This window comes from Arthrobacter sp. E1SS-5 (genome assembly GCF_057073715.1).
On record NZ_CP172703.1, the window covers coordinates 3,831,972 to 3,848,381 of the forward strand.

The window sequence follows — 16,410 nt, forward strand, 5'->3', positions numbered from 1 at the left end:
TATATCAGTCCGTTGCTTTGGAATATATCTAGAAGGAGGAGGGGCATGACCCTCATCGAAACAGCTTCAGCAACCGCCACCCTGCCAGCGCTCAAGGAAGAGCAGGCGCAGAAGTTCGTGCTGACCCTTTCCTGCAAGGAGCAGGCAGGAATCGTGCAGGCCGTGACCACGTTCCTCTTCGAGCGCGGCTTCAATATCGACGAACACCAGCAGTTCGACGACAGCCTCCGCGAGACACTCCACCTGCGCACCGCGTTCTCCGGCTCCCCCAACTACACGCCCGGCATGCTCGAAGATGAGTTCGCGGCCATCGCCAGCCGGTTCGACATGAAGTTCAGCTTCCATGGCCAAACCAAGCAGCGCGTCCTGGTCATGGTTTCCAAGTTCGGCCACTGCCTCAACGACCTCATCTTCCGCTGGCGGGGCGGCAGTCTTGGCGGCGAACTGGTGGCGGTCGTTTCCAACCACGAGACCCACCGCGCCATGGCCGAAGCTGCCGGGCTGCCCTTCATTTATGTCCCCGTCACCCCCGACACCAAGGCAGACGCTGAGCGCCGGCTCCTGGAGCTGGTGGAGGAGTACGACGCCGATCTGGTGGTCCTGGCCCGCTACATGCAGGTGCTTTCGGACGACCTCTGCCGCGCACTGGAGGGACGGGCCATTAACATCCACCACTCCTTCCTCCCGGGGTTCAAGGGTGCACGCCCTTACCACCAGGCCTACGACCGCGGGGTCAAGCTGGTGGGTGCCACGGCGCACTACGTCACTGCCGACCTGGATGAGGGACCGATTATCGAGCAGGAAGTCATCCGGGTGGACCACACCTACGGTCCGGCCCAGCTCTCCACCGTGGGACAGGATGCCGAGGCACTCGCACTGTCCCGCGCCGTCCGCTGGCACTGCCAGCACCGGGTACTGCTGGACCAGACCAGCACCGTGGTGTTCCGGTAACCGTCCGCCCGTCCGCAGACACAATACTTAAAACAGCAGGAGAGACCTCTATGGAATCGTCGCCACGCATCGTCATCATTGGAGCCGGGATCGTCGGCACCAACCTGGCGGATGAACTCGTCACCCGGGGCTGGAACAACATCACGGTCCTGGACCAGGGCCCCCTCAACATGCCGGGCGGTTCCACGTCCCACGCCCCCGGCCTGGTCTTCCAGACCAACCCCTCCAAGTCCATGGCCCTGTTCGCCAAGTACACGGTGGAGAAGCTGCTGTCCCTCACCGAGGACGGCGTCAGCTGCTTCAACCAGGTGGGCGGGCTGGAAGTCGCAACCACCGAAACCCGGCTTGCGGACCTGAAGCGCAAGCTTGGCTACGCCTCGTCATGGGGCATTGAGGGCTCCATCCTCTCCCCCGCCGAGTGCAAGGAGCTGTACCCCCTTATTAACGAAGAGGACATCCTCGGCGGCCTTCACGTTCCCAGCGACGGCCTGGCGCTGGCCGCCCGCGCGGTCCAACTGCTGATCAAGCGCACCGAGGCGGCCGGCGTAAAGTACATCGGCAACACCGAAGTGACCGGCATCGAGCAGTCCGGCCGTCGGGTCACGGGCGTCCAGACGCCCGACGGCGTGATCCCGGCAGACATCGTGGTCTCCTGCGCCGGGTTCTGGGGCGCCAAGGTCGGCGAGCTGGTCGGCATGTCCGTGCCTTTGCTGCCCCTTGCACACCAGTACGTCAAGACCACACCGGTTCCTGCACAGCAGGGCAAGAACGAGCTGCCCAACGGTGCACGGCTGCCTATCCTCCGCCACCAGGACCAGGACCTCTACTATCGCGAACACGGCGACCGCTACGGCATCGGCTCCTACGCCCATAAGCCCATGCCGGTGGACCTGGACGAGCTGGGCAGCTTCAAGCCGAATGAGATCAGCGAACACAACATGCCCTCCCGCCTGGACTTCACCCTGGAGGATTTCCTCCCGGCCTGGGAAGCCACCAAGCAGATCCTGCCCGCCCTGCGCGAAAGCGAGATCGAGGACGGTTTCAACGGCATCTTCTCCTTCACCCCGGACGGCGGCTCGCTGGTGGGCGAGTCGAAGGAACTGGACGGCTTCTTCGTGGCCGAAGCCGTATGGGTCACCCACTCAGCAGGCATCGCGCGCGCCGTGGCCGAGCTCCTGGTGGACGGCAAGTCCTCCATCGATCTGGGAGACTGCGACATCCACCGCTTCGAGGACGTCCAGCTGACCCCGGAGTACGTCAGCGAAACCTCGCAGCAGAACTTCGTGGAGATCTACGACGTCCTGCACCCGCTGCAGCCCAAGCTCTCCCCGCGCAACCTGCGCGTCAGCCCGTTCCACGCCCGCCACAAGCAGCTGGGCGGCTACTTCCTGGAAGGCGCCGGCTGGGAACGCCCCTACTGGTTCGAGGCCAACGCCGAGCTCCTCAAGGAAATGCCCGCAGCCTGGCAGCCGCCGGCCCGCGATTCCTGGTCCGGCATGTTCAGCTCCCCCATCGCCGCGGCCGAGGCGTGGAAGACGCGTACCGCCGTCGCCATGTACGACATGACCCCTCTCAAGCGCCTGGAAATCACCGGACCGGGGGCGCTGAAGCTGCTTCAGGAACTGACCACTGCTGACCTGAACAAGAAGCCCGGAGCCGTCACGTACACGCTCCTGCTGGATGACCATGGCGGTGTCCGAAGCGACATCACCGTGGCCCGCCTGGATGAGCAGACCTTCCAGCTCGGCGCCAACGGCAACATCGACACCGCCTACTTTGAGCGGGCCGCGCGTCACCAGACCGAAGGCGGTGGCGCCGGGGACTGGGTCCAGGTGCGCGACACCACCGGCGGCACCTGCTGCATCGGCCTCTGGGGCCCGCTGGCCCGTGAGGTGGTCGGCGCGGTCAGCAGCGACGACTTCTCCAACGACGGCCTGAAGTACTTCCGGTCCAAGAAGGTTGTCATCGGCGGCGTTCCGGTCACGGCCATGCGCCTGTCCTACGTTGGTGAACTGGGCTGGGAGCTGTACACCAGTGCCGACAACGGCCAGCGCCTTTGGGATGCGCTGTGGAAGGCCGGCCAGCCCTTCGGCATCATCGCCGCAGGCCGCGCCGCCTTCAGCTCACTCCGCCTGGAGAAGGGCTACCGTTCATGGGGCTCCGACATGACCACCGAGCACGACCCCTTCGAGGCCGGCCTCGGCTTCGCTGTGAAGATGGCTAAGCACAACTTCGTGGGCAAGGCAGCCCTGGAAGGCCGCACAGAGGAGAACTCCGCGCGCCGCCTGCGCTGCCTCACGGTCGACGACGGCCGCAGCCTGGTGCTGGGCAAGGAACCGGTGTTCTACAAGGACCAGGCGGTGGGTTACGTCACCAGCGCCGCCTACGGCTACTCCGTCCGCAAGCCCATTGCCTACTCCTACCTGCCCGCCGAAGTGTCGATCGGCGATTCTGTTGAGATCGAGTACTTCGGCCGCCGCATTCTGGCCACCGTGACCCAGGATCCGCTGTACGACCCCACGATGTCCCGGCTGCGCGGTTGAGCATGGCGGAACAGCAAGCGAACAAAGCGGCGCGGCCCGGCGCTGGGTCGATCGGATCCGAGACCATCGGCAGCTACCTCGCACGGCTCGCCTCCCGGCAACCCACGCCGGGAGGCGGGGCGGCGGCCGCACTCCATGCCGCGCAGGGGGCGGCCCTGGTGGCCATGGTGGCCCGCTACACCACCGGCCCCAAGTACGGGGAGCATGCAGCACTGGTGGAGCGGACCACGAAGGTGGCCGATGAGCTCGCGTCGGAGGCACTGCGCCTGGCCGACTCGGATGAGCAGGTTTTCCAAGCCGTCATCGACGCCTATCGGCTGCCTGCTGACACGGAGGAGCTCAAGGCTGCCAGGACGTCTGCCATCCAGGCAGCGCTGGTGCAGGCGGCACAGACCCCCGCACAGCTGGTCAAGCTGGCCGGTGCGGTAGTGGAGCTCGCAACCGGACTTGCCGACGTAGCCAACCCGAACGTGATCAGCGACGTGGCGGCAGCAGCAGATGCAGCACGTGCCGCTGCCACCACGGCGCGGGTCAACATCGACATCAACGTTGTAGCCATCAGGGACCAGTCGGCGCGGTCACTGCTCAAGGAGCAGACGGACGGCATCGAAGAAAAGGTCGTAGCGGCGGCCGATGCCCTTGTGGCGCGGGTACGGGAAAGGATCCTTCAATGAGCACGCAGTCGCTCTCCGGAAAGGAACTGGCCGGGGACATCCGGCGCCGTGCCCGGGAGCAGTCCCGGGACCTCGAGCAGGACGGCGTCCATCCTGCCCTGGCCGTCGTCATCGCAACCGACGACGGCTCGACCCACTGGTACGTCCGTTCCATCGAGCGCGCCGCGGAGGCGGCCGGGATCGGTTGCCGGGTCATCGACCTCGGGCACGATGCAACGGAGCCGGTACTGGCCGGTGTCCTGCGCGACCTGGCCGCCGAACCGTCAGTGCATGGCATCATCCTGCAGACACCGCTTCCGGCCGGCGTCCGCGCCGATACCCTGGTGGGCCTGATACCGCCTGAAAAGGACATCGACGGTGCGAACCCGCTTAGCCTGGGCCGCCTTGCCGTGGGGCAGCCCGCCTTCGCGCCCGCCACGGCCCGGTCCGTCGTCGAGATACTTGGGCACTACCGCATCCCGGTGGCCGGGCGCCGCACTGTGGTTGTAGGCCGCTCGGCAGTGGTGGGTAAGCCGCTGGCCCTCCTGCTCCTGGAACGCGACGCTGCCGTCACGGTATGCCATTCACGCTCCGGGCCGCTGGAGCGCTACACGGCTGAAGCTGACATCGTGGTGGTCGCGGCGGGAAAGACCGGCCTTCTTAATGGGAGCCACGTCTCCGCCTCCTGCGTAGTCATCGATGTGGGCACCAATGTCCTGGCCGACGGCTCCCTTGTGGGAGACGTGGACGCGGACAGCGTCCGAGGGGTTGCGGCTGCGCTCAGCCCTGTCCCCGGCGGCGTCGGCTCCGTCACCACCGCGTTGCTGCTGCTCCACACCGTGGAGGCCGCACGCCGCCAATCGTCCTCGGAGCCGCTGCAAGCCGGGGCCTTGGACGCCCACGTCTTGGAAACAGCCGGATAGAAGGGACAGCGTTCGCGGCGGGAGTCCCGTTTTCCGTGAAAGGTGCTTCGGTGGGCCTAAGACCTGGGGAGGTATTCCTCATCGAAGCACCGTTTTCGGAGAACGGGGCCCCGCAACGCGCGGGCCTTTGGCATGCCCGGGAGCAGGCATCAAGGGCACTTTCATACTCCAACTTTCACGGGTCACACTCTTGACTTTGAGTGTGACCTAGCGCACGATTTTGTTGCATAAAGCGAACGTTGTTGATCATCACGGAACGAAATCGCCTGGACATGTTCCTTCCGCCCCCCCGACTCCACCCGTGATGGCCTGGGGAATCGACGAACGAATGCATGATGCCGATCCAAAGGGGAACCTTGGCTTGGGCATCGGCGGCACAACGTTGCCAGCATCCGCGCGGCAGCGCTAAACCACTAAAGGAAACTGTTTATGACTATCAAAGGTGGCAGCACCATCGATCAAAGCAGTGCGGAGCGCCGGAACTCAGGGACGAGCTCCACGTTCAAACGCCGCTTCATGGTGCGGCTTGTCGCAGTCTTCATTGGCGGGATGTTCCTCGACGGTTACATCCTCGGAATTATCGGCCCTGTCACCGGGCCCATGCGGTCAGAGCTCCAGCTCGACGCACTCTCCCTTGGCATGATCGCTGCAGGCCCGCTGGCCGGTATCTTCGTCGGCTCCCCGCTTGCCGGCTGGGCTACCGACAAGTTCGGACGCAAGCCCATGTTCCTGGTGGACATGGGCTTGTTCCTGGCGGCCTCAGCGGCCCAGTTCTTCGTGACCTCCGGAGATGGAGCCGTCCTCCAGCTGGCCATCATCCGGTTCTGCATGGGCGTCGCGATCGGCGGCGAATACTCAATTGGCGGCCCCTTGCTGTCGGAGTTCTCCCCGCCAAAGCTCCGCGGGCGGCTGCTGGGACTGACGCTGATCGCCTGGTACGTCGGCTTCATGATGGCATTCATCATCGGCACGCTCATGCACGACGCGGGCGTCCCTTGGCGCATTGTCATCGGCACCAGCACGATCCTCGCATTCGTCCTGTTCCTCGCCCGCATCGGCCTCCCCGAATCGCCCAGCTGGCTCATCACAAAGGGGCGGCGTGAGGAAGCACTCGCGATCGCACACAAATACGTCGAATCGCCCCAGATGCACAACAGCATCACCGAAGAAATCGATCTGCGGGCGATCCAGGAGGCCCAAGCCGCGCAGGGCAGGACCAAAATCAAGAGCGCCTCCGTCGGAATGCTGTTCTCGAGGCAGCAGTGGCGCACCACCCTCTTCACCTCAGGTTTTTGGTTTTGCGCCGTCACTCCGTACTTCGCAATCGCAACCTTCGCCGATGACGTGCTCAACCAGTTCGGCTTCGGCGGCGGCTGGGCCGGTGGAGTCGGGCTGTCCGCACTTGCCACCGCGGGTGTTGTCACCACCGTGCTTCTGATTGACAAGCTCGGCCGCCGCATCCTCACCGTGCCCGGGCAGTGGCTCTGCGCAGGCATCCTGCTGGTGATCGGGGTCTGGGCGGACGCGCCGGCGATCCTCGTGCTCGCCCTGTTCCTCGCCTTCTCCTTCTTCAATGCCGGCTACACCACGTTGACGCAGGTCTATCCGGCTGAGCTGTTCCCCGGCCACCTGCGCGGCATCGGCATGGGCTTCGCCGCGGCCTTCAGCCGCATTGGAGCCGCACTCGGCACCTTCGCCCTGCCATGGGCGATCAGCAACATCGGCATGGGGCCCAGCATGGTGGTAGCCGCCATCGTCGCATTGCTCGGCGCAATCCTCTCGCAGTGGCTCGCACCTGAAACGAAGGGGCGCACCCTCGCCGACATCTCGGCAGACGTCTCCCACTGACGGGACTGCACAGTCACTACAAGAGGCCTTCGCCGCACCAGCGGCGGGGGCCTCTTTGCTGCCGTTCAACGCAGCGCTGCCGATCCCCGCAACAAAGCAGGAAACCCTTGACATCCGATGTGAGCTGGGACACTCTGTTGCATATAGTGATGCGCGTTGCTCATAGCGAAGCTAACTGCATCACACGGCCAGGCGGATTCCAGCACCACCCAGGAGAACCAGAAATCATGAGCGCATCACCCCGCGTCGTCATCATCGGAGCCGGCATCGTCGGCACCAACCTCGCCGACGAGCTGGTAAGCCGCGGCTGGAACGACATCACCGTCGTCGAGCAGGGCCCGCTGGAACTGGCAGGCGGCTCCACGTCGCACGCACCGGGCCTGGTGTTCCAGAACAATCCGTCCAGGACCATGACGGAATTCGCCACGTACACCGTGAACAAGCTCCTCGCCCTGGGCAAGGACGGCGAGTCCTGCTTCAACCAGGTGGGTGGACTGGAGCTGGCCACCACGCCGGAGCGGCTGGCCGACCTGAAACGCAAGATGGGCTTGATGACCTCCTGGGGCGTCGAAAGCCGGATCATTGACGCCGACGAATGCGAAAAGATCTACCCGCTGTTGAACACCGGCAAGCTTTCCGGCGGCCGCGAGGTCCTGGGCGGCCTGCTCATCCCCACCGACGGGATTGCCTTGGCGGCCCGGGCCGTGCAGCTCCTGATCGAGCGCACGCGCGAACAAGGGGTCACGTACCGCGGCTCCACCACCGTCACCGGCATCGCCCGGGAGGGCGGCAAGGTCACCGGCGTCGAGACGTCCGACGGCGTGATCCCGGCTGACATTGTGGTGTCCTGCGCCGGCTTTTGGGGACGTGAGCTCGGCAAAATGGTGGGCCTGGAGGTGCCGCTGCTGCCGCTGGCCCACCAGTACGTGGTTAGCACGCCCCTGGCCGAACTTGAGGGCGTCAACGAGCTTCCGAAGGGTGCCAGCAAGCCCATCCTGCGCTACCAGGACAAGGACCTGTACTACCGCGAATGGGGCGACCGCATCGGCATCGGCAGCTACGCCCACCGCCCGATGCCCGTGGACATGTCCGCCCTGCCCAAAGTGCCGGCCGATGAGATGTCCGACCACCGCATGCCCTCCCGCCTGGACTTCACCCTTGAGGACTTCCTGCCGGCCTGGGAGGACAGCCAGGACCTGCTGCCGGCACTGCGCAGCACCGAAATCCAGGACGGTTTCAACGGCATCTTCTCCTTCACCCCGGACGGCGGCCCGCTCATGGGCGAGGCACCGGACCTCGACGGCTTCTTCGTGGCCGAGGCCGTCTGGGTCACGCACTCGGCCGGCGTTGCCAAGGCCATGGCAGAGCTGATCATCGACGGCCGGCCGCAGACCGACCTGCACGGCTGCGAGCTGACCCGTTTCGAAAAGGTGCAGACCTCCGACGCGTACGTCAGTGAGACCTCGCAGCAAAACTTCGTGGAGATCTACGACGTCATGCACCCGCTGCAGCCCCGCGAATCACCGCGGGACCTGCGCGTCAGCCCCTTCAACGTCCGCCAGAAGGAGCTCGGCGCCTTCTTCCTGGAGTCCGCCGCCTGGGAACGCCCGCACTGGTTCGAAGCCAACCGCGGCCTTTTGGCCGAACTGCCGGAAGAATGGCGCGCCCCGGAGCGCGAGGAGTGGGCAAACATGTTCCACTCCCCCATCTCCGCCGCCGAAGCGTGGAAGACCCGTACCGCCGTCGGACTTTTCGACATGACGCCGCTGAAGCGGCTCTCCGTCACCGGCCCCGGCGCCCAGGCGCTGCTGCACCGCCTCAGCACGGGCAACATCGCCAAGAAGCCCGGCGCCGTGACGTACTGCCTGCTGCTGGAGCACGACGGCGGCATCCGCAGCGACGTGACCGTGGCCAGGCTCGCGGAGGAAGAGTTCCAGCTGGGCGTTAACAGCAACGTGGACTTCGACTACCTCCGGGTGGAGGCCCGCCGGCAATCAGCGGCGGATCCCGCCCAGTGGGCCCACGTCACGGACATCACCGGCAGCACCTGCTGCATCGGCCTGTGGGGCCCGCTGGCCCGCGAGGTCATCGGCAAGGTCAGCGAGGACGACCTGACCAACGACGGCCTCAAGTACTTCCGGACCAAGCAGATCGCGGTGGGCGGCATCCCCGTGACGGCCATGCGTCTTTCCTACGTCGGCGAACTCGGCTGGGAGCTGTACACCACGGCGGAATACGGGTTGAAGCTGTGGGACCTGCTGTTCGAAGCCGGCCGGGAGCACGGCATCATCGCCGCCGGCCGCGGCGCCTTCAACAGCATGCGCCTTGAAAAGGGCTACCGGCTCTGGGGCACGGACATGAACTCCGAGCACCACCCCTACCAGGCAGGCCTGGGCTTCTCCGTGGCCAAGGACAAGACCGGGTTCGTCGGCGCCGACGCGCTGGCGGTCCGCAAGGAACAGCCGGCGGCCAAGACGCTGCGCTGCCTGACGGTCGACGACGGCACCTCAGTGGTGCTGGGCAAGGAACCGGTGTACGTGGCCGGCGAAGCCGCTGGGTACGTCACCAGCGCGGCCTACGGCTACACCGTCGGCAAGCCCATCGCCTACGCCTGGCTGCCCTCGTCCGTAACCGAAGGTGACGCCGTGGAGATCGAGTACTTCGGCCGGCGCGTAGCCGCCACCGTCAGCGCCGAGCCGCTCTTTGACCCCGGCATGGAACGCCTCCGCGGCTGATCTGCGCCACCCACACCAGGTGGTTGGGCCTGCTTGAGACCGGCAGGCCCAACCACCTTTTTGTTGCCCCGGGGAACGCCACTGCGGCAACGAAAAAGGAGCCAGTCCCAAGGTTGATGGGACTGGCTCCTTTGCCCTTCAGAAACGGGCTATAGATATCAGTTGTTGAGGTAGCCGTTCGGGTCCAGGACGTACTTCGTGGCAGCTCCAGCGTCGAACTCCGCGTACCCGCGCGGGGCGTCGTCAAGCGAAATGGCCGTCGCATTGACCGCCTTGGCGATCTGGATCCGGTCATGCAGGATGGCCATCATCAGCTGCCGGTTGTACTTCATCACCGGGCACTGGCCGGTGGTGAAGGACAGGGACTTGGCCCAGCCGGTACCCAGGGACAGGGACAGGCTTCCCTTCCGTGCGGCCTCGTCCGCAGCTCCCGGATCGCCCGTGACGTAGAGGCCGGGAATGCCCACCGAGCCGCCGGCGGTGGTGAGGTCCATCAGGGAGTTAAGCACCGTGGCCGGTGCTTCCTGGGCTCCGTGGCCGTGCCCGCGGGCCTCGAAACCGACGGCGTCGATGCCGGAATCGACTTCCCGGACGCCGAGGATCTGCTCGATCTGATCGGCGGGGTCGCCGTCGGCCACATTGACGGTTTCACAGCCAAAGGACCGGGCCCGGGCCAGGCGGTCCTCGTTCAGGTCGCCCACGATCACCACTGCGGCTCCCAGCAGCTGGGCGCTTGCGGCCGCGGCAAGGCCCACGGGGCCGGCTCCGGCAACGTACACAGTGGACCCGACGCCCACGCCGGCTGTGACCGCACCGTGGAAACCGGTAGGCAGGATGTCGGAGAGCATGGTCAGGTCCATGATTTTCTCCAGTGCCTGGTCCCGGTCGGGGAAGCGCAGCAGGTTCCAGTCGGCGTACGGAACCAGGACGTACTCAGCCTGGCCACCCACCCAGCCGCCCATGTCCACATAGCCGTAGGCGGATCCGGGGCGGTCAGGGTTGACGTTCAGGCAGATGCCGGTCTTGCGCTCCGTGCAGTTCCGGCAGCGGCCGCAGGAAATGTTGAAGGGGACGGAGACGATGTCCCCCACCTTGATGAACTCGACGTCGGGCCCGGTCTCGATGACTTCACCGGTGATCTCGTGCCCCAGGACCAGGCCGGCAGGGGCGGTGGTGCGGCCGCGGACCATGTGCTGGTCGGACCCGCAGATGTTGGTGCTTACAGTGCGCAGGATGACGCCGTGCGGAACCTTCCGGCCAACATTGGCGGGATTGACGCCGGGGCCGGCTTTCAGTTCAAACGTGGGATACGGGGTGTCGATGACCTCGACGACACCGGGCTCTTTGTAGGCAACAGCTTTGTTTCCTGACATGGGCATGACTCCTATCGTTGGCGTTCGATTGCCACGGAAGGCCTGACGCTAAATGCCTCAGGCCTTCCGTGCGGTCTTGCTTTTCACTTGCGGTGAATCTTTGGGGGTGCGCAGGGCACCCGCCGCTTCAGGGGCTAGGCATCGATCACCATGTCGGTGCGCGCCGTGGAGCAGCAGGGAAGGAACTTGCCGGCATCGATTTCCCGTTTGCGGATTCCGCCCTGGTGGTTCATGTCGATCTCCCCGGACAGCTTGACCACCTTGCAGGAGCCACACATGCCTTCCTTGCAGTTGGCACCGATCCGGACACCGGCGCGCTGGGCCACCTCAAGAATGTGCTCCTCAGGGTCGATCCGAACGTTGATCCCGGTGCGCATGAAGGACAGGGTGAGGCTGCCGGTTCCAACGGTGTCGAAGCTGGAGGCTTCCGGGGTCTGCGCCTCCGGGGCCGCAGCCGGGGCGCCGGAGGCGGCTTCCGGGGTGGCGGCTTCCAGCGCCAGTCCCGTGGCCTGAAGGGTTCCGTCATCGTCGTAGCCGGGCTCGTAGATCCCGAACGCTGCCGGCTGGCCTTCGAAGTAGTCCTCCGCGGACTCCGCGATTTCCTCTGCGATCTCCTCGGCGATGTCCGCCGCCAGGGCGAGCTCGGCCTGGTATTCGAGGAGGGTCTGCCGGTCGCCGGAGAAGAACTCCATGTAGATGGACGTGTCGTCGACGCCCACCTTCTTGAGCAGTTCGGTGGCGGTGTTCAGGTAGCCCTCGGGTCCGCAGGCGTACACCTGCCGACCGTTGGCATCCGGCGCCACTTCGTCGATCATGGCTGAGGTCAGCCGCCCGCTGAAGCCTTCCCAGTCCTCCGGCCGGCCGCGGTCGCCCAGGGCGTAGGAGACCTTGATGCGCGAGTCCACGGAAGCGATGTAGGCCAGTTCCCGGTGGAAGGCGAAGCCGCCGGCTTCCGCGCCGTGGTAGAGCACCACCACGTCGGCGGTTCCCGGCAGGGAGTGGATGGTCCGCAGCATCGACATGATGGGGGTGATGCCTGCGCCGGCGGCCAGGAACAGGTACCGGGCGCGCCGGTCGGCATCAGGCAGGTGGAATGCCCCGACAGGTCCCAGCATGTCCAGGACGGTGCCGGGCCTGACATTCTGGTGCACCCAGGGGGAAACCAGTCCGCCGGCGTCCTTCTTGACGGTGACGCTGAAGGTCCACGGCTCCGTGGGCGAACTGGACAGCGAGTAGCTGCGGTCCACGGGCTCCTGGTCCTCGCCGTTCACGGGGAAGGCGATGTTGACGTACTGCCCGGCACGGAACGCGAGAGGCGCACCGTCGGTGCGGCGGAACACGAACGTCATCATGCCGCCCGCCTCGGGGATGGTCTCGACGCATTCGGCCATGAATTCCTGCGGATGCCACGGGCCCAGTGCCTTGGCTGCGCTGGCGGGTCCTTCGATGCTGCCCATGACCCGGTTCCACGGCATTTCGAGGCCGCGGATGCGCTGCGGTTCCTGGACAGGCGTCTCAGTCAGGGCAACGTCAATCATGCCAAGTGCTCCTGCACCCGCTGGACGTACCAGTTGATGAAGGCCTCCACCTGGTATTCGCTCTTCATGTAGGGGCCGGGCTCGTAGGCGGGGCTGGCGGCACCCTGCTGGCACAGCTCAACGAATGCCTTGTCCTGGATGTTGGTCTGCTTCCAGGTGTAGGTCAGCTTGTCGAGGTCGTAGTCCACGCCTTCCTCGGCGTCGTCGGCCACCAGCCAGGTGGTGCGGACCAGGGACTGGTGCTCGTTGATAGGGAAGACGCCGAACGTGATGACGTGGTCGCCCAGGAAGTGGAACCAGCTGTTGGGCTGCAGGTGCATCGAGCAGCGGCCCAAGCGGAAGTCCGGCAGGTCGCCGAGCAGCTTCTTGGAGAGCCTGCGACCGTCGGCCGAGAACGACTCGCCCTCGCCGTCCAGGGATTCGCGGGAAATGCGGATGCCGGCGATGCGGGTATCGAGTTCCTCAACCACCTCGTAGGGCAGGCCGTAGCGGCGGCACCGCTCCTCGAGGGAGGACTGGGCCTCCTTGTTGCGGTCCCACACCTCTTCGAGGTGGGTGGGGATCAGGCCCTCGGTGAGGCCCCAGGTGGGGAACAGCGAGCAGGCGAGTTCCGGGTGCCCGTCGCAGTGGTAGCACTCACGGTTGTTCTCCATGACGAGCTTCCAGTTGCCCTCTTCGATGATGTTCTGCTGGTAGGCAATCTTCGTCTTGGACAGGTCGTGGGGTGCCAGGTAGGGCTCGAAGATCCTGGCGGTTTCATCGAAGTCTGCGGGCGGAACGTCTGCGATGCAGACGAAGATGAGCCCGGCGACCTCGCGGCTGTGGGCGCGCTTGAGCGCGAAGCAGTTCTTGTCGAACTTGGCTTCGCCCGGGGCGGAGGCGTGGATCAGGTTGCCCTCGGGCGAGTAGGTCCAGGAGTGGTAGCCACAGACCAGGTTTCCAGTGGAACCGGCAGCTTCGGTCAGGACACGTGCACCGCGGTGGCGGCAGACGTTGTGCAGGACGTTGACCTCGCCCTCATCGGTGCGGAGCACGATCAGGGAGTAGGGGCCGTAGTCCACCGTGATGTAGTCGCCCGGCTCCGGAAGCTCGGCAACGCTGCCGGCAAAGATCCAGTGCTGGCCGAAGATGGCCTCCATGTCGAGCTTGAAGATGGTCGGATCGGTATAGAAGGGGGCATCGAGGGAGTAGCCGGTGCGCCGCAGGGCGAACAACTCCGTGATCTCAGCCAGCTGCTCGGCAGGCAATGTTGAAGCGAGCTTTCCGCGTGCGCTGAGCGGCGCGTTCACTGAGGTAGTCATGTGTTTCCTCCCGAATAGGGCTGGGTTGTGAGCATTTTGGGTGATTACGGAGCAGGCGGGGCAACAGGGGGTGTTCAAGACATCCTGTTCCCGAGTGTGGGGAGGTCAGTCGGGAACAGAAGCGATGACTCCAGAAGAAAATCTGGAAGCACCTAACGCAACAGCGATCACCATATGCAACAGTGTGACTCTTGCCACGCCCACTGTCAATGAATTTCGGATATGACGAAAAAGCACCGAATGCACTCTCCGACGAGCCGCGCTCCCAGGCTCTTTTCCGTCCGCTGCAGCCTCGAATTAAGCTGCCCTTTTCACCCGGGCCTGCCTCTTGCAGCTATTGCCCACCGGGTGCTTGGCTGGTGGGATGGCTGATGAAGAGGTATCCAAGAACATTCCGGAAGACGGGCATCTGCGGCAGGACGTGGCACCTGAATCTGGAGGAGAAGCCCCGGACCCGCAGAAGGACCAATTCATGCCGGCCCAGACCAATGCCGGGCAGCAGGTGTCCGGGTTGGCCTCCGCCAGCGGCTACGGCGAAGACCTGGATCCGGAGGCCGGGCCTGACGGCAACAACCCCGCGTAGGCCCCAGCTCCCTTAACTGCCCAAGCAAAAACGACGGCGACATCCGGCACAATGCCGGATGTCGCCGTCGTCGTTTCCTTCAGGCGGCTTTCCGCCTGCTACTGCGGAACCTTCGCCAGTGTTTCCTGTTCCGCCGCGATGGTGGTGTTGTCACCGTGGCCGGTGCGGACTACGGTCTCAGCCGGCAGTGTCAGCAACCGCTCGCGGATGGAGCTCAGGATGGTGGGGTAGTCGCTGTAGGACCGGCCGGTGGCGCCGGGGCCGCCGTTGAACAATGTGTCCCCGGTGAAGACCGTGCCTTCGCTCTCCAGGTAGAAGCAGGTGGATCCCGGCGAGTGGCCCGGCGTATGGATGGCCCGCAGGGTTGCCCCGCCCACCTCGAAGACGTCCCCGTCGGCGTGGTAGCGGTCCGGCTTGGCGTCCGGGTAGACCTGCTCCCACAGCACCAGGTCTTCCTGGTTCAGGAGGATCGGGGCGCCCAGGGCGTCGGCGACTTCGCGGGCGGCGCCGATGTGGTCGTTGTGTGCGTGGGTGAGCAGGATGGCCTTGACCTTGCGGCTGCGGACCTGGTTGATGATCGCGGCGGCGTCGTGGGGGGCGTCGATGATGACGCATTCTTCGTCGTTGCCCACGATCCAGACGTTGTTGTCCACGTCCCAGGTGCCGCCGTCGAGCGAGAACGTGCCCGAGGTGACCAGGTTCTCGATCGTGACAGCCATCAGATCTCCACCGGGCTGACTTCTACAACAGAACGCAGGACCTTGCCCTCGTGCATCTTGCCGAAGGCTTCCTCCACCTGGTCGATGGTGATGCGTTCGGAGACGAAGGCGTCCAGGTCAAGGTTGCCCTGCTTGTAGTGGGACACCAGCATGGGGAAGTCACGGGACGGCAGGCAGTCGCCGTACCAGGAGGACTTCAGCGATCCGCCCCGGCCAAAGACATCCAGCAGCGGCAGTTCCAGCTTCATCTCCGGCGTCGGCACACCGACCAGGACCACGCGGCCGGCGAGGTCGCGGGCGTAGAAGGCCTGCTTGTACGTTTCGGGACGGCCGACGGCGTCAATCACCACGTCCGCGCCAAAGCCTCCGGTGAGGGAACGGATGGCTTCCACCGCGTCCTCCTGCTTGGAGTTCACGCCATGGGTGGCGCCCAGGGACTTGGCCATTTCGATCTTGTTGTCGTCGATGTCCACGGCGATGATCGTCGTCGCCCCCGCCAGCCTTGCGCCGGCGATCGCCGCGATGCCCACGCCACCGCAGCCGATCACTGCCACAGACTCGCCGCGCTTGACCTCGCCGGTGTTGATCGCGGCACCGATGCCGGCCATGATGCCGCAGCCCAGCAGCCCAACGGCAGCAGCGTCCGCCTCAGGGTCCACCTTGGTGCACTGCCCGGCGGCCACCAGGGTCTTCTCAGCGAAGGCGCCGATACCCAGCGCCGGGGACAGGACCGTGCCGTCCTCCAGGGTCATCTTCTGGGTGGCGTTATGCGTGTTAAAGCAGTACTGCGGCTGGCCCTTGGCACAGGCACGGCACTCACCGCACACAGCACGCCAGTTCAGGATGACCCTGTCACCCGGGGCCACGGACGTGACGTCCGGGCCAACAGCGCTGACCACACCGGTGGCTTCGTGGCCCAGCAGGTACGGGAAGTCCTCCCCGATGCCGCCCTGCTTGTAATGCAGGTCCGTGTGGCACACACCGCAGGTCAGGATGTCCACCAACGCCTCCCCCGGTCCCGGATCCGGCACCAGGATAGTCTCCAGCGACACCGGAGCGTTCTTTTCCTTAACCACAACTGCTTGGACTTTGTGGACCATGGTCTTGTGTTCCTTTCCTGGATCCGGCTGGATCCGGTGAGTCGGCACCAAGTGCCAATCTAGCTGACATGCCATGCCCCGGGAGCATTGCCGTGGCCGCACGGATCACGAGAGCAATTGCGTAGTACGCAACACGACGCACA

The 16,410-nt window shown here is 65.2% G+C and carries 12 protein-coding genes; 7 read left to right on the plus strand and 5 right to left on the minus strand.

Annotated features, from left to right (window positions below; translation table 11 throughout):
• Nucleotides 1-45 precede the first annotated feature (45 nt).
• The 6 genes from purU to ACIGJD_RS17995 all read left to right on the plus strand — a co-directional run bounded on the left by purU (nt 46) and on the right by ACIGJD_RS17995 (nt 9,653).
• Nucleotides 46-951, plus strand: a complete 906-nt coding sequence (gene purU, locus ACIGJD_RS17970; protein WP_483687362.1) for a formyltetrahydrofolate deformylase — start codon at nt 46-48, stop codon at nt 949-951.
• Nucleotides 952-1,001: 50 nt separating this feature from the next.
• The gene (locus ACIGJD_RS17975; RefSeq protein WP_483687363.1) at nt 1,002-3,494 is read left to right on the plus strand and encodes a GcvT family protein; all 2,493 of its coding nucleotides are present in this window, start codon (nt 1,002-1,004) and stop codon (nt 3,492-3,494) included.
• A gap of 2 nt (nt 3,495-3,496) precedes the next feature.
• Nucleotides 3,497-4,168, plus strand: a complete 672-nt coding sequence (locus tag ACIGJD_RS17980; RefSeq protein WP_483687364.1) for a cyclodeaminase/cyclohydrolase family protein — start codon at nt 3,497-3,499, stop codon at nt 4,166-4,168.
• Complete coding sequence (locus ACIGJD_RS17985; protein WP_483687365.1) at nt 4,165-5,070, plus strand: bifunctional 5,10-methylenetetrahydrofolate dehydrogenase/5,10-methenyltetrahydrofolate cyclohydrolase; 906 nt, start codon at nt 4,165-4,167, stop codon at nt 5,068-5,070. Before ACIGJD_RS17980 ends, ACIGJD_RS17985 begins: the two co-directional genes overlap by 4 nt.
• Nucleotides 5,071-5,499: 429 nt before the next feature.
• Nucleotides 5,500-6,918: an MFS transporter gene (locus ACIGJD_RS17990; protein ID WP_483687366.1), complete on the plus strand. Its 1,419-nt coding sequence runs from the start codon at nt 5,500-5,502 to the stop codon at nt 6,916-6,918.
• Between the two features lie 227 nt (nt 6,919-7,145).
• Complete coding sequence (locus ACIGJD_RS17995; RefSeq protein WP_483687367.1) at nt 7,146-9,653, plus strand: GcvT family protein; 2,508 nt, start codon at nt 7,146-7,148, stop codon at nt 9,651-9,653.
• A gap of 158 nt (nt 9,654-9,811) precedes the next feature.
• Here the strand turns inward: ACIGJD_RS17995 and fdhA are convergent, their stop codons facing one another.
• The 3 genes from fdhA to ACIGJD_RS18010 form a co-directional block, all read right to left on the minus strand.
• Nucleotides 9,812-11,026 (minus strand): formaldehyde dehydrogenase, glutathione-independent, encoded by a 1,215-nt coding sequence (gene fdhA, locus ACIGJD_RS18000; protein ID WP_483687368.1) that lies wholly within the window; start codon nt 11,024-11,026, stop codon nt 9,812-9,814.
• A 134-nt stretch (nt 11,027-11,160) separates the two neighbouring features.
• Complete coding sequence (locus ACIGJD_RS18005; protein ID WP_483687369.1) at nt 11,161-12,564, minus strand: ferredoxin reductase; 1,404 nt, start codon at nt 12,562-12,564, stop codon at nt 11,161-11,163.
• Entirely contained in the window at nt 12,561-13,865 is a 1,305-nt protein-coding gene (locus ACIGJD_RS18010; RefSeq protein ID WP_483687370.1) for an aromatic ring-hydroxylating oxygenase subunit alpha, read from the minus strand. Before ACIGJD_RS18010 ends, ACIGJD_RS18005 begins: the two co-directional genes overlap by 4 nt.
• 364 nt (nt 13,866-14,229) lie before the next feature.
• On the opposite strand from ACIGJD_RS18010, the gene ACIGJD_RS18015 reads away from it, so the two are divergent.
• A complete protein-coding gene (locus ACIGJD_RS18015; RefSeq protein WP_483687371.1) occupies nt 14,230-14,448 on the plus strand; it encodes a hypothetical protein in 219 nt (72 codons plus the stop codon).
• 98 nt (nt 14,449-14,546) lie between these two features.
• Here the strand turns inward: ACIGJD_RS18015 and ACIGJD_RS18020 are convergent, their stop codons facing one another.
• Together ACIGJD_RS18020 and ACIGJD_RS18025 are read right to left on the minus strand one after the other, a co-directional pair.
• Nucleotides 14,547-15,167, minus strand: coding sequence for an MBL fold metallo-hydrolase (locus tag ACIGJD_RS18020; RefSeq protein WP_483687372.1), 621 nt, complete (start codon nt 15,165-15,167; stop codon nt 14,547-14,549).
• Nucleotides 15,167-16,267 (minus strand): S-(hydroxymethyl)mycothiol dehydrogenase, encoded by a 1,101-nt coding sequence (locus tag ACIGJD_RS18025; protein ID WP_483687373.1) that lies wholly within the window; start codon nt 16,265-16,267, stop codon nt 15,167-15,169. The genes ACIGJD_RS18020 and ACIGJD_RS18025 overlap by 1 nt, the downstream gene beginning before the upstream one ends.
• Nucleotides 16,268-16,410 lie beyond the last annotated feature (143 nt).